A 19,858-nucleotide genomic window follows, 5' to 3' on the forward strand; every position below is an offset into this window, starting at 1 on the left:
TACGGGTGATCCGCACGAGAGAGGGGAATTCGGTGAGCAGTCTCAACAAGGGGGTCGGAAAGGTCGAGGTGTCGCTCAAGTGGGACCCGAGCCCCGCGGGCGTCCCCGATCACGACCTCGACATCATCGCCGCGGTGTACCCGGCGGACGACCCCCACGGCGCTCCGGTCTACCTGGTGCACTTCGGGAGCCGTTCGCCCGACGGCACCATCACCCTCAGCAGGGACAGCCGCAGCGGCCTGGGCTTCGGTGTCGACGAGGCGATGACGCTGGAGCTGAACCGGCTCTCCCCGGCGTACGGACGCGTGGTCGTGGGCGTGGCCATACAACAGAGCTCCGGTCGGCGGACGTTCGGCGAGATCTCCAACGCCAGTGTCCTGGTGCGGGAGGGCTACACGGACCTGCAGAGCCACGACTTCGCCGGTCTGCGCGACTCGACCGCCGCGACGATCGTGGAGTTCACCCGTGACGGACTGGGCGGGTGGGAGTGCCGGCGCGCGGTCCGGGGCTTCGACGCGGATCCCCAGGCGTTCGCCACCGTGATGGGCGCCCCGGCCGCCTGACCGGCGCGCGACCGGCCCGCGAAGCCCTCCGGCCGGCTGACAGCGACGCGAAAGGGGCGCCGGCACAAGGCCGGCGCCCCTTTCGTCAGGGACTGCCCGTCAGCTCGGCGATCGCCGGGCGGACGAGGCTGTCACGCCCGGACTCAGCTGCAACCGCTGGTCGAGCCGCAGCCCTCGCAGATGTAGCAGGAACCGGCCCGCTGCATCTTCGTACCGCAGGAGAAGCACAGCGGCGCGTCCGCGCTGATGCCCAGCTGCATCTCGACGAGCTCCGCCGAGGTGTGGGCCTGCTTCGGGGCCGGGGCCTCCGCTGCCGGGGCGGCGGCGACGGCCTGCACCTCCTGCTGGCGCGGCGCGGACTGGGCCAGGGCCTCGACGTCGATCTCGTCGTCCTCGATGGCCTGCTCGTACGAGCCGGTCTCCAGGTGGCGCTGACGCTCCTCGGCCGAGTGGATGCCGAGCGCCGAACGGGTCTCGAAGGGCAGGAAGTCCAGCGCCAGGCGGCGGAAGATGTAGTCGACGATCGACTGCGCCATCCGTACGTCCGGGTCGTCCGTCATGCCGGCCGGCTCGAAGCGCATGTTCGTGAACTTCGAGACGTACGTCTCCAGCGGGACGCCGTACTGCAGACCGACCGAGACGGCGATGGAGAAGGCGTCCATCATGCCCGCGAGCGTCGACCCCTGCTTGGACATCTTCAGGAAGACCTCGCCGAGACCGTCGTCCGGGTAGGAGTTGGCGGTCATGTACCCCTCGGCGCCACCGACCGTGAAGGAGGTGGTGATCCCCGGGCGGCCCTTCGGGAGGCGCTTGCGGACCGGGCGGTACTCGACGACCTTCTCGACCGCCGTGCGGATGGTCTCCTCGGCCTTCGCGGTGACCTCGGCCTTCTCCGCCTCCTTCTTCTTGGCGGAGAGCGGCTGGCCGACCTTGCAGTTGTCGCGGTAGATCGCGAGCGCCTTGACGCCCATCTTCCACGCCTCGAAGTAGACCTCCTCGACGTCCTCGACCGTGGCGGTCTCGGGGAGGTTCACCGTCTTGGAGAGCGCGCCGGAGATCCACGGCTGGATGGCCGCCATCATGCGGACGTGACCCATCGCGGAGATGGAACGCTCGCCCATCGCGCAGTCGAAGACCTCGTAGTGCTCGGTCTTCAGGCCGGGGGCGTCGATCACATTGCCGTGCTCGGCGATGTGGGCGACGATCGCCTCGACCTGCTCCTCCTGGTAGCCCAGGCGGCGCAGGGCCTGCGGGACGGTGCCGTTGACGATCTGCATCGAGCCGCCGCCGACCAGCTTCTTGAACTTGACCAGGGCGAGGTCGGGCTCGAGGCCGGTGGTGTCGCAGGACATCGCGAGACCGATGGTGCCGGTCGGCGCGATGACCGACGCCTGGGCGTTGCGGAAGCCGTTCTTCTCGCCGAGGCGGATGACGTCCTGCCAGGCCTCCGTGGCGGCGGCCCAGATCGGCGAGTCGAGGTCGTCCATGTGGACGGCCACGGCGTTGGCGTCGGCGTGCTGCTTCATGACGCGCTTGTGCGGCTCGGCGTTGCGGGCGTAACCGTCGTACGGGCCGACGACGGCGGCCAGCTCGGCCGAGCGCTTGTACGACGTACCCGTCATCAGCGAGGTGATGGCGCCGGCCAGCGCGCGGCCGCCGTCGGAGTCGTAGGCGTGGCCGGTCGCCATGAGCAGGGCGCCGAGGTTGGCGTAGCCGATGCCCAGCTGACGGAAGGCGCGGGTGTTCTCGCCGATCTTCTGGGTCGGGAAGTCCGCGAAGCAGATGGAGATGTCCATCGCGGTGATGACGAGCTCGACGACCTTGGAGAAGCGCTCGGCGTCGAAGGACTGGTTGCCCTTGCCGTCGTCCTTGAGGAACTTCATCAGGTTCAGCGAGGCGAGGTTGCACGAGGTGTTGTCCAGGTGCATGTACTCGCTGCACGGGTTCGAGCCGTTGATCCGGCCGGACTCGGGGCAGGTGTGCCAGCGGTTGATCGTGTCGTCGTACTGGATGCCCGGGTCGGCACAGGCCCAGGCGGCCTCCGCCATCTTGCGGAACAGCGACTTGGCCTCGACCTCCTCGATGACCTCACCGGTCATCCGGGCCCGCAGACCGAACTTGCCGCCGGACTCCACGGCCTTCATGAACTCGTCGTTCACCCGGACCGAGTTGTTCGCGTTCTGGTACTGGACGGACGTGATGTCGTCGCCGCCCAGGTCCATGTCGAAGCCCGCGTCGCGCAGGGCGCGGATCTTCTCCTCCTCCTTGACCTTGGTCTCGATGAAGTCCTCGATGTCGGGGTGGTCGACGTCGAGGATGACCATCTTGGCCGCGCGGCGGGTGGCGCCACCGGACTTGATCGTTCCTGCGGAGGCGTCGGCGCCACGCATGAAGGAGACCGGGCCGGAGGCGTTGCCGCCGGAGGAGAGGAGCTCCTTGGAGGAGCGGATACGGGAGAGGTTCAGGCCGGCGCCGGAGCCGCCCTTGAAGATCATGCCCTCTTCCTTGTACCAGTCGAGGATCGACTCCATGGAGTCGTCGACGGCCAGGATGAAGCAGGCGGAGACCTGCTGGGGCTGCGGCGTGCCGACGTTGAACCAGACCGGGGAGTTGAAGCTGAAGATCTGGTGGAGGAGGGCGTACGCCAGTTCGTGCTCGAAGATCTCCGCGTCGGCGGGCGAGGAGAAGTAGTTGTAGTCCTCACCGGCCTTGCGGTACGTCTTCACGATCCGGTCGATCAACTGCTTGAGGCCGGTCTCGCGCTGCGGGGTGCCCACGGCGCCCCGGAAGTACTTGCTGGTGACGATGTTGACCGCGTTCACCGACCAGAAGTCGGGGAACTCGACGCCACGCTGCTCAAAGTTGATCGAGCCGTCGCGCCAGTTGGTCATGACGACGTCACGGCGCTCCCAGACCACCTCGTCGTACGGGTGCACGCCGGGCGTCGTGTGGATGCGCTCGATGCGCAGACCCTGCGGGGCAGCAGCTGCCGCCTTGGACCCCTTGGCGCGGGACCCTCGTGCTGAGCCGCTCGTCGTCTCTGTCATGCCGCCTCCCATATACGGGCAAAAACACCCTGAAGTGCCCAGATCTTCCCAAGGCACGGTCTTCTGTCTTTTGTCATGGGCACCACTCATGGCCCCCATGACAGGTCAAATGCGGCCACGCGGCCGATCGCCGGACCGGTCGATCAGTCGGCGGCACCCGCGGGCACCGGGACCTCGGGGGTCGCAGCGGGCCCGCGCTGCTGAGCGGGAGGCCGCTGCTCGCGCAGCTGCGCGATGGCGGCCTCGAAGTCTTCGAGTGAGTCGAACGCCCGGTACACGGACGCGAAGCGCAGGTACGCGACGAGGTCGAGCTCCTGCAGCGGGCCCAGTATGGCCAGGCCGACATCGTGGGTGGTCAGTTCCGCACTGCCCGTGGCACGCACGGCCTCCTCGACCCGCTGACCGAGCTGCGCCAGGGCGTCCTCGGTGACGGGCCGCCCCTGGCATGCCTTGCGCACGCCGTTGATGACCTTGGTGCGACTGAAGGGCTCGGTCACACCGCTCCGCTTCACGACCATCAGGGAACAGGTCTCCACCGTGGTGAAACGGCGGGAGCAGTCGGGGCACTGGCGGCGCCGACGGATCGACGTGCCGTCATCGGTCGTACGACTGTCGACGACACGGCTGTCGGGGTGCCTGCAGAAGGGGCAGTGCATGATCCCAACCCTCCTTACACGGCACGACTGAATAGCCTCACCAGGGCCGGCGAGGCCCTCCGAAGCAGCCCCAAGCATATGCGATGGCCAGAGCCCCTTCGGACCAGGACCACAACTTCTGGGTGGCTGGGCCAATCCAACCACTAGATCTGGGGTCTGACCGCCCATTGCCCCCATAACGCGTGTCGCACGGCGAAGCGGCGACGAAGCCGGACCCAAGCGGGCCCCGGGCGCACCGGGACAGGCCGCGGGCCCGGTTCGGGACCGCCCCGCAGAGCACCGGCACAGCACCCGCACAGGGCGGGACGGGCCCCCTTCGGGGGCTTTTCACGGGCCCCGCATTCGGGCCCCCGCGACCGCGCGAGCGAACCGAAGCGGGCCACCGGCGCGGCGACACGCGGACGCGCACCGACGGCGCGCCCGCTCCCGAGCGGGCGTCCGGGCGGCGCGAACCGGGGAGGAGCCTACGGGAAGGACTCGGCCCACGGACCCCCGAGCCACCGGATGACAGACTGGGGATCCGCACCCCCGCCTCACCGGGTTCCGACGGGGAAGGTTACCGTAATAGCCCGAATTGCTACCGGCCGTCGAGGTCGCACATACACGTAGTCACACGCACACGTAAGTCATTCTGCGTTTTTTCACTCGAACGTGTGTTTGGCGCAACCTTTCGAAAGCAACTACCGTTGACCAGCCAGGGAGAACATTCGAGAGGGGCCGACGTGACCACCACCGCAGACAGTGCCACCATCACAGCCCAGGACCGCTCCCAGGGCCGATTCGAGCCGGTGCATGCCATGAATGAAGCAACCACGACCGCGGAGGGCCCCAAGCCCGCGCGCTCGCTGCCCGGACGACCTCCAGGCATCCGGGCCGACAGCTCCGGGCTCACCGACCGGCAGCGGCGGGTCATCGAGGTCATCCGTGACTCCGTCCAGCGGCGAGGATACCCGCCGTCGATGCGGGAGATCGGGCAGGCGGTGGGCCTCTCCAGCACCTCGTCGGTCGCTCATCAGCTGATGGCCCTGGAGCGCAAGGGGTTCCTGCGCAGGGACCCGCACCGCCCCCGGGCGTACGAGGTCCGCGGCTCGGACCAGCCCAGCACCCAGCCGACGGACACCACCGGCAAGCCCGCCGCGTCCTACGTCCCCCTGGTCGGCCGCATCGCGGCCGGTGGCCCCATCCTCGCGGAGGAGTCCGTCGAGGACGTCTTCCCCCTGCCCCGCCAGCTCGTCGGTGACGGGGAACTGTTCGTGCTCAAGGTCGTCGGCGACTCGATGATCGAGGCCGCCATCTGCGACGGCGACTGGGTGACCGTGCGTCGCCAGCCCGTCGCGGAGAACGGCGACATCGTGGCCGCGATGCTGGACGGCGAGGCCACGGTCAAGCGCTTCAAGCGGGAGGACGGCCACGTCTGGCTGCTGCCGCACAACGCGGCCTACCAGCCGATCCCTGGCGACGAGGCGACCATCCTCGGCAAGGTGGTGGCGGTACTGCGACGGGTGTGACGCACGCCTGTCGGCTCCGACCGGCCCCGGGACCCACTGCGCCGGTCCCGGGGCCTACTGCTGCCCTCACCCGCACCCGGCGCCCCCCGCCCGGTGCTTCCGGTCCCGAAGCACGCCCCAGCGGCCGCGTACCGGGGGCCGGGCACCCGGCACGGCGCGCCCGGCCGCCCGGCCCGTACAGCGCGATCGTCAGCCGCTCGCCTTCGCCGCCGCGTCGATCGCGGCGAGCGAGCGACGCACCTGGTTACGGTCCGTGGTGTACCAGAAGTCGGGCAGTGAAGCCCGCAGATAACTGCCGTACCGGGCGTTCGCCAGACGGGGGTCCAGTACGGCGACCACGCCCCGGTCCCCCGTGGCGCGCACCAGGCGTCCCGCGCCCTGGGCCATCAGCAGAGCGGCGTGCGTCGCCGCGACGGCCATGAAGCCGTTGCCGCCCGCCTCCTCGACCGCCTTCTGCCGGGCGCTCATCAGCGGATCGTCCGGACGCGGGAACGGAATGCGGTCCATCACCACCAGCTGGCAGTTCGGTCCCGGCACATCGACGCCCTGCCACAGGGACAGCGTGCCGAACAGGCATGTCTCGGGATCACCCGCGAACGTCTTGATCAGCTCGCCGAGGGTGTCCTCGCCCTGGAGCAAAATCGGCTTGTCCAGCCGCCCGCGCAGCTCCTCGGCCGCGGCCTGGGCGGCCCGCATGGAGGAGAACAGGCCGAGCGTACGCCCGCCGGCCGCCTCGACCAGCTCGCCGAGCTCGTCCATCATGTCGTCGCGGCTGCCCTCGCGCCCCGGGGTCGCCAGATGCCTGGCCACGTAGAGGATCCCCTGCTTGGGGTAGTCGAACGGCGAGCCGACGTCGATGCCCTTCCAGCTGGGCACGTCATCGCCGCCGGTACCCTCCGGGGCGAGCCCCAGTGAGGCGCCGACCCCGTTGAAGTCACCGCCGAGCTTGAGCGTCGCCGAGGTGAGGACGACGGAGCGTTCGGCGAAGAGCTTCTCCCGCAGCAGCCCGGAGACGGAGAGCGGCGCGACCCTCAGGGACGCGCCGAAGCGGTCGTGGCGCTCGTACCAGACCACGTCGTACTCCGAGCCGTTGGCGATGCGCTCCGCCACGCCGTGGACGGTCTCCACGGCGGCAAGCGCCTGCTTGCGGACGGCGTCCTCGTCCTGGACGGACTTGTCCCGGGTGGATCCCATGGCGGAGATCACCGCGCGGGCGGCATCGCGCAGCGCCATCAGGGCGTACCCCAGGTCCTCCGGGATCTCCTCCAGACGGCCGGGCAGCGCGAGCTCCATCAGCCGCTCGAAACCCTCGGCCGCCGTCTGGAGCTGATCGGCCACCTTCTCGTTGACCAGCTTGGCCGCCCGGCGCACGGCCCGGTTGACCTGGCCGGGGGTGAGCTCGCCGGTCGCGACGCCGGTCACCCGCGAGACCAGCTCATGGGCCTCGTCCACGATCAGCACCTCGTGCTCCGGGAGCACGGGGGCGCCCTCGATCGCGTCGATGGCGAGCAGGGCGTGGTTGGTGACGACGACATCGGCGAGTTTGGCGCGCTCCCGGGCCGCCTCGGCGAAGCACTCCGCGCCGTACGCGCACTTCGTGGCGCCCAGGCACTCACGGGACGAGACGGAGATCTGGCTCCAGGCCCGGTCGGAGACCCCCGGGGTCAGGTCGTCCCGGTCCCCCGTCTCGGTCTCGTCGGCCCAGTCCCGCATGCGCAGCAGGTCCTGGCCCAGCTTGCTGGTGGGCGCGGCGGCCTCGAACTGGTCGAAGAGGCCGTCCTCCTCGTCCTGCGGGACACCCTCGTGGAGGCGGTGGAGGCACAGGTAGTTCGAGCGCCCCTTGAGCATCGCGAACTCCGGCCGGCGGCGCAGCTGCGGGTGCAGCGCGTCGACCGTCCTCGGCAGGTCGCGCTCGACCAGCTGCCGCTGGAGGGCCAGGGTGGCCGTGGCCACCACGACCCGCTCTCCGTGGGCCAGCGCCGGCACGAGATAGCCGAGGGACTTACCGGTGCCGGTGCCCGCCTGGACCAGGAGGTGCGAACCGTCGTCGATGGCCTCGGCCACGGCCTCGGCCATGGTGGTCTGGCCTGGCCGTTCCACGCCGCCGACGGCGGTGACGGCGGCGTGGAGGAGCTCGGGGAGGGATGGCTTCGTCATAGCCCAACCACCCTACGGGGCTCCACCGACAATCGGCTCACGCGAGCGGATTGGGGACCGTGCCGTGGACGGCGGCGTGCGGGCGCCCGGGCCGGTCCCGGTAGCCGTCCAGGTGCAGACGGTTGCGGTTGAGGCAGAGCCGGGCGATCCGCGGGGTGAGCAGGTCGAACATCCCGAAGCGGTCCTTGAGCTCGGGAAAGCGCGCCTGGTACCGCAGGATCTCCGCCCGGACGAGTGACCAGAAGTGTTCCTCGGGGACGCCCAGTTGTTCCTCGCAGAGCGGGGCGAGGTAGCGGAAGACGCCGACGAAGAGTCCGGAGTGGATGAACTGGGGGAGGAAGCCGGGTTCCTCGGTGAGCAGGACGGCCCGTACGTCGGGCGGCATCGTGTCGTGCTCGGGCAGTGGGCGCGCGCTGACGTTGACATCGTCGACGAAGTCCTTGATCGCGAGCCTTACGGGGACGTCCTGTTCGTCGTAGACGACGATGGCGTTCTCGCCGTGCGGGGAGAACACGGTGCCGTAGCGGTAGAGGAAGTGCAGCAGCGGCGGCAGCAGGGCGGCGAAGAGCCGCTGGAGCCAGACGTCGGGGGCCAGTCCCGAGCGGTCCACGAGCTCGGCGGTGAACGCCCGGCCGCCGGGGTCGGTGTGCAGGAGGGACGCGAGGGTGCGGGCCCGTTCGCCGGGCGGCAGCCGCAGCGGTTCGCGCCAGATCGCGCCGAGCAGTTCCCGGTACTGGTACGGGACCTCGGCCAGGTGGTCGTAGAGCGGGTGCTCGACGGTGACGGAGGCGACCTCGCCGAGGAGGACGACGCCCCATTCGTCGCGCAGGTGGGGGTCGGCGTCGCGCAGGCCGTGGACCCAGGAGGTGACGGCCGGGGCGGCCAGGGTGCGCTCGGTCGGCAGCCCTCGCCAGACCAGGGTGTTGAGCACGGACAGCGGCAGCTTGACGGTGTGCCGGTCGGGGCGGCTGGTGTTGAGGAAGGTCCGGATGGACTGCTGCGGCAGCCGCAGGTCGCCGTCGGCGGGAAGGGGGATGATCGCGCCCCGGGCGACGGCGGGGGCGTGGAGCGGCAGGACGATCTCGTCCCACTGCCAGGGGTGGACCGGCAGGAAGAGGTATCCGGCGGGGTCCAGGCCGCGGGCGCGCAGCTCCGCGGAGAAGGTCTCGCGCACGGCGGGGTCGAGTTCATGCGCGTAGAGCTGCTCGGGGGTGTCGAGGCCGGGGACGCCGCGATAGGCGGCGAGGTCGGTGCCGACCGCGATCCACGGAAGCCGGGCGGGCCTGCGGGCCTCGGGTGACCAGCGGGCCGCGTCGGTGGCGGAGAAGCCGACGCGTCCCTTGTTGGGGATGATCCACGGATGGCCGGTCTGGTGGCCTTCGAGCTCGGCGTAGTCCAGGTCGGCGAGGCGGGCGGCGCTCGGCGCCTCGTGGTCGAGCCGGGCGTCGGCGGCCAGGGTGGCGGTCAGTTCGCGGACGAGGTGGCCGAGGGTGGCGCCGTCGAGCCCGAGGAGCCGGCGGGCCCGGACGAGGAAGCCCAGCGGGTCGGTGAAGGGGTGGCCGTCGCGGACCACCGAGCCGGGTGCGACGCGCCAGCTGCCGTACGCCGTCCGGCGGGCGGTGAAGGCGAGCGGGGCGCCGTCGTCGAGCCGCAGGGTGTACGCGGCGCGCCCCTCGGCCGGACCGTCGACGCGGACCGGCTCGATGATCTCCTCGTAGGCGAACTCGCTGATCATCTTCACGAGCAGCCGGCCCGAGGCCCTCTCCCACGCCTGCGGATTCAGCTCCGGCGGGCTGAAGGGGGCCGCCGGGGCGGACGGCGCCGCGGGCCCGGGGGGCGGCTCCGCGGACGTGACGGATGGCCGGGCGGGCGGCCGGGCGGGCTCGCGGTGGGCGGGAGTCGTCGGCACGGGGCCTCCTCAAGGTGGAACCGATGCGGGTCGGAGCTGCGCATGCCCGGCCGGACGTCGTTCACAGCAGCAGCCGCAGGGCTCGGTCGCGCATCATGAGGGCGGCTCGTCCCTCGGGCAGGTCGAGTTCGGCGGTGAAGCGGAAGCCCGCGGTCAGGCAGGCCGCGACGGACGGCGTGTTGCGCAGGCCCGGTTCGCTGATGACGCGTGCGCAGCGGGGCCGGTTGTCGAGTACGAGGTCGGCGACGGCTCGCAGCAGGGTTCCGCCCAGGCCCCGCCCCCGGTCCGCGACGTTGCCGATGAGGATGCGGACACCCGTGTCGTGCGGGCGGGCGGGATAGTGGCGGGCCAGCGGGTCGAGGTCGGCGCGGTAGAGCTCGAAGTAGCTCATGGGGACGCCCGCGAGCACTCCCAGGCACGGCACGCTGCGTCCGTCGCCGTCGAGCCGGGCGTTCAGGTGGGCGGCGGTGACGGCTTCGGGACCGGCGAGATCCCAGAAGGCGGCGACCGCCGGGTCGTTCATCCACCGGCTGATCAGCGCCAGGTCGCGTTCGACGCGTACCGGAACGAGCTGGAGGACACCGGCGGGCGTGGTGACCGGGCCCCAGTCGGCCAGGGAGTCCAGCAGATCGCCGTGGCCGTGACGGCGACCGTTCCCCGCGGCTTCGCGAAGGGCGGGCTCGCGGGTGCCCTGGGGGCCGTCGCCGGCGGCACCGTCGTCACGAGCGCCGCCGGTCCGCCGGCCGGCCCCCGTGACCGGCTCGTCGGCTCCGAACAAGGCGATGAGCTCGTCGGGCAGTTCGAGATCCAGGGTGTCCTCCGGGCCCGGCCCGGAGGACGCGTGGGCGTCGATGGGGGGAGGCACGCGGCGCTCTCCTCTCAGAGGGGCGATGTCTCAGGGGGTACGGGCTGCCTCGGGGAATGTCTCAGGGGGAGCCCGGCGTCGGCTGCTTCGGTGGTGGGGGCGGAGTTCACTGCGGCGCGCCTTCGGGTGAGGGCGAGCCGATGCCGGCCGACGACCTGTCGGGTCACCCGGAGGACCACCGAACGGTCGTGCCCGGGGGCGAGGCACCCCGCCGGAGTGGCGCTGCGGTCGGCGGCGCCCGCCGGCCCCTCGACCGCCGGCCCGCGGGCGTGCCGCAACGGTGGGCGGGGAGCGGGCGAGTGAGCGGCCGGGGAACGGACCACGGCGTCCTGGAGGGACGGCCGGCGCGGGATTCCGGCGTGCGCGGCGGCCGGTGCCGCCGGGGCCGGTACGGTCACTGCCACGTCATCAGGTCCTCCCCCGCTGTCACGGTCGCGTCGCACATGGGCGGGCGGTTCGTCCGCCGTGCGGGGGCACCGGACGCCGACCTTGTGTCCCCGGTACGTACCAACGACGGCATCTCCCGGAGATCACGGTCACGGCGAAGATCCTTGCGCGCGGGGAACCGCCGCCCTGCCGCAGGCCGTCCCCCACGTCACCGGCATAGTGGGGGCGGCATGACGGCGCCCGTCGCCGGACGTGCGCAATCCGGCGCACGGACGCGAAGTCCGGCGTACCGGTCCGACGGTGCCCGACACAGAGTTACTTGATCGAGAAGTCCCAGGGGGATCACGACATGCGACCCATTCGCCCGCTGCTCGCCGCGGCCTCCATCGCCGCGGCGCTCGCGTTGACGGCGACCGCCTGCGGTCCGAGCGAGGACAACGCGGCCGGTCGGCCCACGGCGTCCGCCGGCCAGTCCTCCGACGGCAAGATCACCATCCCGGACGATCTGAAGGACCGGCTCAAGGAGCACGGGATCGATCCGGACAAGTGGAGGAACGGCGAGTGGAAGAACTGGGACAAGGACAAGTGGCTGCGTGAGGCCAAGGACTACGTCAACCCGATCATCGAGGACCTGTGGGACCCGGACCGCATGAGGGAGGCGGAGCAGCCCGACCGGCCGGTCGAGGAGGAGGACATCTCCGGTGACGAGGGCGTCACGGACCCGACGCCCGCTCGGGTCGAGGCGGAGGCGGTGAAGGCCCCGTACCACTCCGCGGTTCCCGAGGCGGGCAAGGTCCTGTTCGACGGTCCGAAGGGCTCGATGGTCTGCTCCGCCACCGTCGTCAAGGACCCGGCGAACCCCGGCAAGTCCAACCTGGTGTGGACGGCGGGGCACTGCGTGCACGCCGGCAAGGACGGCGGCTGGTACCGCAACATCGCGTTCGTGCCCTCGTACAACAACAGCGGCAAGTCGAACGCCGAACTCGGCCAGGCCACCCGTGAAGAGGTCGCTCCCTACGGCGTGTGGTGGGGCGACTGGGCACAGACCTCGGAGCAGTGGATCTCCGAAGGCGGCGCGACCGGCGGCCAGGGCGCCGCGTACGACTTCGCGGTCATCCATGTGACCCCGGAGAAGGGCGGCAGCGGGAAGTCGCTGGAGGAGACGGTCGGTTCGGCGCTGCCGGTGGACTTCGACGCCCCCGCCACGCCCAGGATCGCCAGCGTGGAGGCGACCGGCTACCCGGCCGCGCCGCCGTACGACGGCGAGAAGATGTTCCGGTGCGCGGACAAGCCGGGCCGTCTCTCCATCGAGGCGGACCAGCCGACCATGCACCGTATCGGCTGCAGCATGACCGGCGGTTCGTCCGGCGGCGGCTGGGTCGCCAAGGGCAGCGACGGCAAGCCGGCCCTCGTGTCCAACACCTCGATCGGCCCGGTGACGGCCGGCTGGCTCGCCGGACCGAGGCTGGGCACGGAGGCCAAGGGCGTCTACGACGAGGTCAGCAAGAAGTTCGCCGACAAGTAGGTTCCGCCGGCGGCCGATCGGCGGGTTCCCGCCGGCGGGCGGGGCCGGTGGGCCGCGCGGCGGGGGGGCGGTGGGCCGGGACGACGCGTCCGGACCCCCGCCCCCTTCCGTGCTTCGTGCCCCGCGCTCACATCGCGCCCGTCCGCGTGACCGCCCTCGTGCTTCCTCTCGGACTCGCGGTCGCGTGGAGAGTCCGTGCAGGTGGGCCGGGCGGACGGCGGACCCCCGCCCGCCCGTCATAGAGTGGGGGCGCCTCGTCACGCGTGTGGTCCCGGAAGACCGCACCGCTGCATGACGTGTTCATGGCATTCATGGAGTCCGTGACCACCGGCCGTGCCGGGTGGTCCGCGTGCGCGCCCCTACCGCGCACGCACAGTCAGAAGCACTTCAGGGGGAATCGTTCGCATGCGATCCATACGTCCACTGCTGGCCGTCACCGGCCTGGCCGCGGCCCTCGCGCTGACGGCCACCGCCTGTGGTCCCACCGGGGACCAGGGGCTCGACAAGCCGTCCGCCACCGGTTCCGCCGCGGACGGGAACAGCGCCGGGCTTCCCGGGGACCTGGCCGACAAGCTCAAGGAACAGGGCGTCGACCCGGAGAAGTGGAAGAACGGCGAGTGGAAGAACTGGGACAGGGACACGTGGCTGCGTGAGGCCAAGGACTTCGTCAATCCGGTGATCGAGGGGCTGTGGAAGCCCGACCGGATGCGCTCCGCCGAGTCCCCGCAGAAGACGATGGCCGCCGGCGCCGTCTCCGGCGACCAGGGCGTCACCGACCCCGAGCCCCGCCCGGTGCGGGCCGAACCGGAGAAGAAGCCTTACCACCTCAACGCCGCCCCCGTCGGCAAGGTCTTCTTCGACTCCCCCCAGGGGTCGATGGTCTGCTCGGCCACCGTCGTGAAGGACCCGAAGAACCCGGGCAGGTCCAACCTGGTGTGGACCGCCGGTCACTGCGTGCACGCCGGCGGGGCGGGCGGCTGGTACCGCAACATCGCCTTCGTCCCCGCCTACAACGACCTGGGCAAGTCCCCGGCGCAGCTGGAGAACGCCGCGCCTCAGGAGATCGCCCCGTACGGCGTGTACTGGGCCGACTGGGTCGCCACCTCGAACGAATGGATCTCCCAGGGCGGCCCGACCGGCGGCGAGGGCGCTCCGTACGACTACGCGGTGATGCACGTGAAGCCGGAGAACGGCACCAAGTCCCTGGAGGAGACGGTCGGTGTCGCCCTCGACATCGACTTCGCCGCTCCGGAGGCCGGGGACATCCCCGCGATGGGTGCCTGGGGCTACCCGGCCGCCCCGCCCTACGACGGTGCGCTGATGCACAAGTGCGTCGACCGGCCGGGACGGCTGTCGATCAGCTCCGGCACGCCCGCGATGTGGCGGATCGGCTGCACGATGACCGGTGGTTCCTCCGGCGGCGGCTGGTTCAGCGAGCAGCCGGACGGCAAGCTGGCGCTGGTGTCCAACACCTCCATCGGCCCGGTCACCTCGGGCTGGCTGGCGGGTCCGCGGCTGGACCGGGGCGCGCAGAGCATCTACACGATGATGAGCGACAAGTTCGCGGGCCGGTAGACACGCCCGTGTGACAGCCCGGAGGCCCGCACCCCGACGGGGGTGCGGGCCTCCGGGCGTTGCCGCGGCGCGTACGGCCGCCACGGCTCGGGTCAGTGCGCCGCGGGCACGTACGGGGAGAGGAACGCGGCCAGCTCCTCGTGCACCCGCGCCTTGAGCAGTGTGCCTTCCGGGGTGTGTTCCTCGGAGAGCACCTCGCCCTCGGCGTGCACGCGCGAGACGAGCCCGCCCTCGGTGTAGGGCACGAGCGCCTCGATCTCGATCCGCGGCCTCGGCAGCTCGGCGTCGATCAGCGCGAGCAGCTCCTCGATGCCCATGCCGGTCCGGGCGGACACCGCGATCGAGTGCCGCTCGACACGCAGCAGCCGCTGCAGCACGAGCGGGTCGGCCGCGTCGGCCTTGTTGACGACCACGATCTCCGGCACGTCCACCGCGCCGACGTCGCGGATCACCTCACGCACGGCGGCCAGCTGCTCCTCGGGCGCCGGGTGCGAGCCGTCGACCACGTGCAGGATGAGGTCGGAGTCGCCGACCTCCTCCATCGTGGAGCGGAACGCCTCGACGAGGTGGTGCGGCAGGTGCCGTACGAAACCGACGGTGTCGGCCAGGGTGTAGAGACGGCCACTGGGGGTCTCGGCCCGGCGAACGGTCGGGTCGAGGGTGGCGAACAGCGCGTTCTCCACGAGGACGCCCGCACCTGTCAGCCGGTTGAGAAGGGACGACTTGCCGGCGTTGGTGTATCCGGCGATCGCCACCGACGGCACCTTGTTGCGGCGCCGCTCCTGCCGCTTGATGTCACGGCCCGTCTTCATCTCCGCGATCTCCCGGCGCATCTTCGCCATCTTCTCGCGGATCCGTCGCCGGTCCGTCTCGATCTTGGTCTCACCGGGACCACGGGTGGCCATGCCGCCACCGCCGCCGCCACCCATCTGCCGGGACAGCGACTGACCCCAGCCTCGCAGGCGCGGCAGCATGTACTGCATCTGCGCCAGCGCGACCTGCGCCTTGCCCTCCCGGGACTTGGCGTGCTGGGCGAAGATGTCGAGGATCAGGGCGGTCCTGTCGACCACCTTCACCTTGACGACGTCTTCGAGGTGGATCAGCTGGCCGGGGCTGAGCTCACCGTCGCAGACGACGGTGTCGGCCCCGGTTTCGAGCACGATGTCACGCAGTTCGTTGGCCTTGCCCGAGCCGATGTACGTGGCCGGGTCCGGCTTGTCGCGGCGCTGGATCACGCCGTCGAGGACCAGGGCGCCCGCCGTCTCGGCGAGGGCCGCCAGCTCCGCGAGGGAGTTCTCCGCGTCCTGCACCGTCCCCGAGGTCCATACGCCGACCAGCACCACGCGCTCCAGGCGCAGCTGCCGGTACTCGACCTCGGTGACGTCCTCGAGCTCGGTGGAAAGGCCGGCCACGCGTCGCAGCGCGGCTCGCTCGGAGCGGTCGAACTGGTCGCCGTCCCGGTCTCCGTCGATCTCGTGGCTCCAGGCGACGTCCTCTTCCATCAGGGCATCGGCCCGAAGGCTCTCGGTGCGGGTCTTCTCCGCGAAGCTCTGCTCGTCCTGGGAAGGGGATGAAGAGGAGGTCATTGGATCCTTACGTCGATGGGAAGTGTTTTCCGATTCATCAGTCACAACGCGTGACTCCCCCGGATCATTCCCGGGAGACGGGGCCCGCATCCTTCCGGGCCGGGCAGCGCCGCCGACCTGTTGATGGTCGCACGGGCGGCCCGGCCCGTCACGCGGATTTTCAGCGCTTGGCCGACACCTCGGGGGCCGTCGGGGCCTTGCTGCGCCAGGTGGCGTGCCCGGGCATGGCCGGCGTCTTCTCCCCGTACAGCCAGGCCTTCAGGAACGCGCTCAGGTCACGCCCCGCGACCTCGGAGGCGAGCGCCACGAAGTCGGCCGTGCCGGCCGTGCCGAGCGCGTTCTCGGTCACCCAGCGTCGCTCCAGCTTCTGGAACGCGTCCTTGCCGATCTCCTGGCGCAGGGCGTAGAGGACCAGTGCGCTGCCGTCGTAGACGACCGGCCGGAACAGGCTCATCTTCTGGCCGGGCGCCGCGGGCTTGGGGGCGGCGGGCGGTCCGCCCGCCGCCCGCCAGCTGTCGGAGGAGGCGTAGGCGGCACGCATGCGCTGCTCCAGGGACTGCTTGGCGGTCTCCTCCGCGTACAGCGCCTCGTACCAGGTGGCGTGTCCCTCGTTGAGCCACAGGTCCGACCAGACGCGCGGGGTGACGCTGTTGCCGAACCAGTGGTGGGCCAGCTCATGGACCATGATCGAGTCGACGTACCACTTCGGCAGCTCGGTGCGGGTGAACATCGAACGTTCGAAGAGGGAGAGCGTCTGGGTCTCCAGCTGGAAGCCGGTGTCGGCGTCGGCGACGAGCACCCCGTACGTCTCGAACGGGTACCGGCCCACCTGCCGCTCCATCCACTCCAGGTGGGCGGGCGTCTTCTTCAGCCAGGGCTCCATCCGCTCCACGTCGGCCGTCGGCACGACGTCGCGCACGGGCAGTCCGTGCGGTCCGGTGCGGTTGACCACGGTGGAGCGTCCGATGGTGACCTGGGCCAGCTCGGTGGCCATGGGCTGGGCGGTGCGGTACAGCCAGGTGCCCGTGCCGCCGGCGACCGCCCTGGCCACCCTGCGCCCGTTGGCGACCACGGTCAGGTCGCTGGGGGCGGTGATCCGGAAGGTGAAGTACGCCTTGTCGGAGGGGTGGTCGTTGCCGGGGAAGACCCGGTGCCCGGCGTCGGCCTGGTTGGCCATCGCCAGCCCGTCGGCGGTGGCGACCCAGCCGCCGGCGTCCTTGGGGCCGCCCGGGTCGCTGGTGTGGCTCACGGCGATGTGCACCCGGGCACCCGCCTCGACCGGCTGGGCGGGGGTGACGACCAGGTCCTCGCCAGCGGTCGTGAAATCGGCGGCGCGGCCGTCGACCTCGACCGAGCGGACGGTGCCGTGGGTGAAGTCGAGGTTGACGCGGTCCAGTCGTTGTGCGGCCCGCGCGTCGATCTTGGTGAGCGCGTCCAGCGGCTTCTTGTTGTCCCCGGGGTAGGTGAGGGCGATGTCGTACGAGAGGACGTCGTACCCGGGGTTTCCGAGGTGGGGGAAGAGCGGGTCGCCGATGCCGAGCGGTTCGGGCGCGGGCAGGGCCGCTGCGATCATTCCGGCCGAGGCGGCGGCGAGCAGGGCCACGCGCAGGCGTCGAGAGGTGAGGGGCATGGACCAACCGCTACCAGCGCATACGGCGCGAAGAGCGACGGCGCGCGCCTCGCGCACCCGAACGGCGCCGGAAGCGTCCCGATGAGGGCGGGTACCTGCGGGCCGGCCGGCCGTACGGGTTCACCGAGCCGGGCGGGTCCACGGGGCCGGCCGGGGGCTCGCCCACCCCGGACCGGCGGGAGGACCGGTACCGCAGGGGGACCGGTACCAGGCGCGTCGCCGCTCAGGCGGGCGTCGCCGGCTCCTGGGCGCGGCTGACGTCGTAGACGCCGCCGACGTCGCGCATGGCGCGCATCAGCGCGGGCAGCTCGGCCGCGTCGGCGAGCTGGAGGGTGTACGTGTGCCGGACCCGCTGTTCGCTGGGCGGCTCGACGATGGCCGAGACGATCGCCGCGCCCGCCGTCGCGATGACCTCGGTGAGGTCGGCGAGCAGCCTGGGCCGGCCGAACGATTCGGCGACGAGGGTGACCCGGCAGCCGGCCGCTTCGCCCCACCGCACCGCGACCGGGGCGCGGCCGAGGGCCTTCATGCGCCGGACCGCGGCGCACTCCGCCCGGTGGACGGTGACGGCCCCGCCGCGTACGGCGAATCCGGTGACGTCGTCGGGCGGCACCGGAGTGCAGCAGCCGGCCGGGCGGACGCCCGCGTGCGGGGGGTCGACGACGAACGCGTTCGCCCCGGAGTGCCGGTCGGGCGCGGCGGGGGGGCTGCCGGGCGCGGCGGCGGTGACCGCCGGGGGGCGCGGGGCGGTCGTGGCCGCCTTCACGCCCTCGGGGTGCGCGTCCAGCCAGGCGCTGATGGCGATCCGCGCGGCGGGCGTGCGGGCGTGGCCGAGCCACTCGGGCGAGGGCCCGGACGCGGAGTCCTGGGCCAGCAGCAGCTGCACGGTGTCGCCGTCGCCCAGGACCGTGCCGAGCGAGGTCAGCCGGCCGTTGACCCGGGCGCCGATGCAGGCGTGCGCCACTTCGCCGTACTGCTCGTACGCGGCGTCCACGCAGGTGGCGCCGGCCGGCAGCCCCAGCCTTCCCCCGTCGGCGCGGAACACGGTGATCTCCCCGTCCTGGGCCAGGTCGGCGTGGAGCGAGGTCCAGAAGGTGTCGGGGTCGGGCGTGGACTGCTGCCACTCCAGCAGCCGGGACAGCCAGCCGGGGCGGGTGGGGTCGGCACGCTCGCCGTCGTCGGCGCCGTCGGCCGGGTCGGCGCTGTCGAGGGGGGCGGCATAGGGGTTGCCCAGGGCGATGACCCCGGCCTCGGCGACCTTGTGCATCTGGTGCGTACGGATGAGGACTTCGGCGACCGCCCCGTCCGGAGCGGCGACGGCCGTGTGGAGCGACTGGTAGAGGTTGAACTTGGGCGCCGCGATGAAGTCCTTGAACTCGGAGATGACCGGGGTGAAACAGGTGTGCAGTTCACCGAGGACGCCGTAGCAGTCGGCGTCCTCGCCGACCAGGACGAGCAGACGTCCGAAGTCGGTGCCGCGCAGCTCGCCGCGCTTGAGCCTCACCCGGTGCACGGAGACGAAGTGCCGAGGACGGATGAGGACTTCGGCGTTGATGCCGGAATCGCGGAGCACGTTGCGCGCGTCGTCGGCGATGGCGGCGAGGGCGTCCCCGGCGGTGGCGTTCTCGGCGATGAGGGCGCGGGTGTTCTCGTACTCGGCCGGGTGGAGGATGGCGAAGACCAGGTCCTCCAGCTCGGTCTTGAGCGCCTGCACGCCGAGTCTCTCCGCGAGCGGGATGAGGACGTCGCGGGTGACCTTGGCGATGCGGGCCTGTTTCTCGGGGCGCATCACGCCCAGGGTCCGCATGTTGTGCAGCCGGTCGGCGAGTTTGATGGACATGACGCGTACGTCGTTGCCGGTGGCGACAAGCATCTTGCGGAAGGTCTCGGGTTCGGCGGCCGCGCCGTAGTCGACCTTCTCCAGCTTGGTGACGCCGTCCACCAGGTAGCAGACCTCCTCGCCGAACTCCTCGCGGACCTGATCGAGCGTCACCTCGGTGTCCTCCACGGTGTCGTGGAGGAGGGAGGCGGTCAAGGTCGTGGTCTCGGCGCCGAGTTCGGCGAGGATCAGGGTGACGGCGAGGGGGTGGGTGATGTACGGCTCCCCGCTCTTGCGGAACTGTCCGCGGTGCGAGGACTCGGCGAGGACGTAGGCCCGGCGCAGGACGGCCATGTCCGCGTCCGGGTGGTGGGCGCGGTGCGCCTCGGCGACATGGCTGATGGCGTCCGGCAGCCGGTCCCGGGTGGTGGGACCGAGCAGTGCGGCGCGGCTGAGCCGTCGGAGATCGATCCTCGGGCGGCCGCGCCTGCGACTGGGAGCGGGGTTGGTGGCCTCTGCGCTCATGGGGCACCTCCGGCGGCGTCGACCGGCGGTGGGCGGACAAGGCATGCCCGCCGGGGCCGGTGCTTGATGCTACCGAGCCCATCACGTGGCGTTGACCTGCTCTCGC

Annotated in this window: 12 protein-coding genes; 4 read left to right on the top strand and 8 right to left on the bottom strand. The window is 71.4% G+C overall.

The genetic code is table 11. The annotated features are described in order from the left end of the window. The first annotated feature begins 32 nt into the window (after nucleotides 1-32). Nucleotides 33-563 carry a TerD family protein gene (locus tag PUR26_RS04010; RefSeq protein ID WP_329869263.1) on the top strand — a complete coding sequence of 177 codons (531 nt, stop codon included), beginning with the start codon at nucleotides 33-35 and terminating at the stop codon, nucleotides 561-563. A gap of 143 nt (nucleotides 564-706) precedes the next feature. On the opposite strand, the gene PUR26_RS04015 is transcribed toward PUR26_RS04010, so the two are convergent. Together PUR26_RS04015 and nrdR are read right to left on the bottom strand one after the other, a co-directional pair. Continuing rightward, nucleotides 707-3,610 carry a vitamin B12-dependent ribonucleotide reductase gene (locus tag PUR26_RS04015; protein WP_329869264.1) on the bottom strand — a complete coding sequence of 968 codons (2,904 nt, stop codon included), beginning with the start codon at nucleotides 3,608-3,610 and terminating at the stop codon, nucleotides 707-709. Between the two features lie 143 nt (nucleotides 3,611-3,753). Next, entirely contained in the window at nucleotides 3,754-4,266 is a 513-nt protein-coding gene (nrdR, locus tag PUR26_RS04020; RefSeq protein ID WP_329869265.1) for a transcriptional regulator NrdR, read from the bottom strand. A 722-nt stretch (nucleotides 4,267-4,988) separates the two neighbouring features. On the opposite strand from nrdR, the gene lexA reads away from it, so the two are divergent. Continuing rightward, nucleotides 4,989-5,774, top strand: a complete 786-nt coding sequence (gene lexA / locus PUR26_RS04025) for a transcriptional repressor LexA (RefSeq protein WP_329869268.1) — start codon at nucleotides 4,989-4,991, stop codon at nucleotides 5,772-5,774. 189 nt (nucleotides 5,775-5,963) lie between these two features. Here lexA and PUR26_RS04030 read toward each other — a convergent pair whose 3' ends face one another. From PUR26_RS04030 to PUR26_RS04040, 3 genes are all read right to left on the bottom strand, one after another. Further along, entirely contained in the window at nucleotides 5,964-7,931 is a 1,968-nt protein-coding gene (locus PUR26_RS04030; protein ID WP_329869270.1) for an ATP-dependent DNA helicase, read from the bottom strand. 37 nt (nucleotides 7,932-7,968) lie between these two features. After that, a complete protein-coding gene (locus tag PUR26_RS04035) occupies nucleotides 7,969-9,840 on the bottom strand; it encodes an IucA/IucC family protein (protein ID WP_443076962.1) in 1,872 nt (623 codons plus the stop codon). A 61-nt stretch (nucleotides 9,841-9,901) separates the two neighbouring features. Next, on the bottom strand, nucleotides 9,902-10,705 hold the full coding sequence (locus tag PUR26_RS04040) for a GNAT family N-acetyltransferase (RefSeq protein ID WP_329869272.1): 804 nt from the start codon (nucleotides 10,703-10,705) through the stop codon (nucleotides 9,902-9,904). Between the two features lie 736 nt (nucleotides 10,706-11,441). On the opposite strand from PUR26_RS04040, the gene PUR26_RS04045 reads away from it, so the two are divergent. Further along, nucleotides 11,442-12,617, top strand: coding sequence for a trypsin-like serine peptidase (locus tag PUR26_RS04045; protein WP_329869274.1), 1,176 nt, complete (start codon nucleotides 11,442-11,444; stop codon nucleotides 12,615-12,617). Between the two features lie 405 nt (nucleotides 12,618-13,022). Then, on the top strand, nucleotides 13,023-14,192 hold the full coding sequence (locus tag PUR26_RS04050) for a trypsin-like serine peptidase (protein ID WP_329869276.1): 1,170 nt from the start codon (nucleotides 13,023-13,025) through the stop codon (nucleotides 14,190-14,192). A gap of 92 nt (nucleotides 14,193-14,284) precedes the next feature. On the opposite strand, the gene hflX is transcribed toward PUR26_RS04050, so the two are convergent. The 3 genes from hflX to PUR26_RS04065 all read right to left on the bottom strand — a co-directional run bounded on the left by hflX (nucleotide 14,285) and on the right by PUR26_RS04065 (nucleotide 19,752). After that, nucleotides 14,285-15,778, bottom strand: a complete 1,494-nt coding sequence (gene hflX / locus PUR26_RS04055; protein ID WP_329869278.1) for a GTPase HflX — start codon at nucleotides 15,776-15,778, stop codon at nucleotides 14,285-14,287. A 160-nt stretch (nucleotides 15,779-15,938) separates the two neighbouring features. After that, nucleotides 15,939-17,408, bottom strand: coding sequence for a M1 family metallopeptidase (locus PUR26_RS04060; protein ID WP_329869280.1), 1,470 nt, complete (start codon nucleotides 17,406-17,408; stop codon nucleotides 15,939-15,941). A gap of 223 nt (nucleotides 17,409-17,631) precedes the next feature. Further along, complete coding sequence (locus PUR26_RS04065; RefSeq protein WP_329869282.1) at nucleotides 17,632-19,752, bottom strand: RelA/SpoT family protein; 2,121 nt, start codon at nucleotides 19,750-19,752, stop codon at nucleotides 17,632-17,634. Between the last annotated feature and the right edge of the window lie 106 nt (nucleotides 19,753-19,858).

The sequence above is a fragment of the Streptomyces sp. SP18CS02 genome (genome assembly GCF_036322365.1).
Classification (GTDB): Bacteria; Actinomycetota; Actinomycetes; order Streptomycetales; family Streptomycetaceae; genus Streptomyces.

What these genes read in the sequence shown, in the direction of transcription:
- PUR26_RS04015 (WP_329869264.1), bottom strand. Translation starts at nt 3,610, where the DNA reads ATGACAGAGACGACGAGCGGCTCAGCACGAGGGTCCCGCGCCAAGGGG.
- nrdR (WP_329869265.1), bottom strand. Translation starts at nt 4,266, where the DNA reads ATGCACTGCCCCTTCTGCAGGCACCCCGACAGCCGTGTCGTCGACAGT.
- PUR26_RS04030 (WP_329869270.1), bottom strand. Translation starts at nt 7,931, where the DNA reads ATGACGAAGCCATCCCTCCCCGAGCTCCTCCACGCCGCCGTCACCGCC.
- PUR26_RS04045 (WP_329869274.1), top strand. Translation starts at nt 11,442, where the DNA reads ATGCGACCCATTCGCCCGCTGCTCGCCGCGGCCTCCATCGCCGCGGCG.
- PUR26_RS04050 (WP_329869276.1), top strand. Translation starts at nt 13,023, where the DNA reads ATGCGATCCATACGTCCACTGCTGGCCGTCACCGGCCTGGCCGCGGCC.
- hflX (WP_329869278.1), bottom strand. Translation starts at nt 15,778, where the DNA reads ATGACCTCCTCTTCATCCCCTTCCCAGGACGAGCAGAGCTTCGCGGAG.
- PUR26_RS04060 (WP_329869280.1), bottom strand. Translation starts at nt 17,408, where the DNA reads ATGCCCCTCACCTCTCGACGCCTGCGCGTGGCCCTGCTCGCCGCCGCC.
- PUR26_RS04065 (WP_329869282.1), bottom strand. Translation starts at nt 19,752, where the DNA reads ATGAGCGCAGAGGCCACCAACCCCGCTCCCAGTCGCAGGCGCGGCCGC.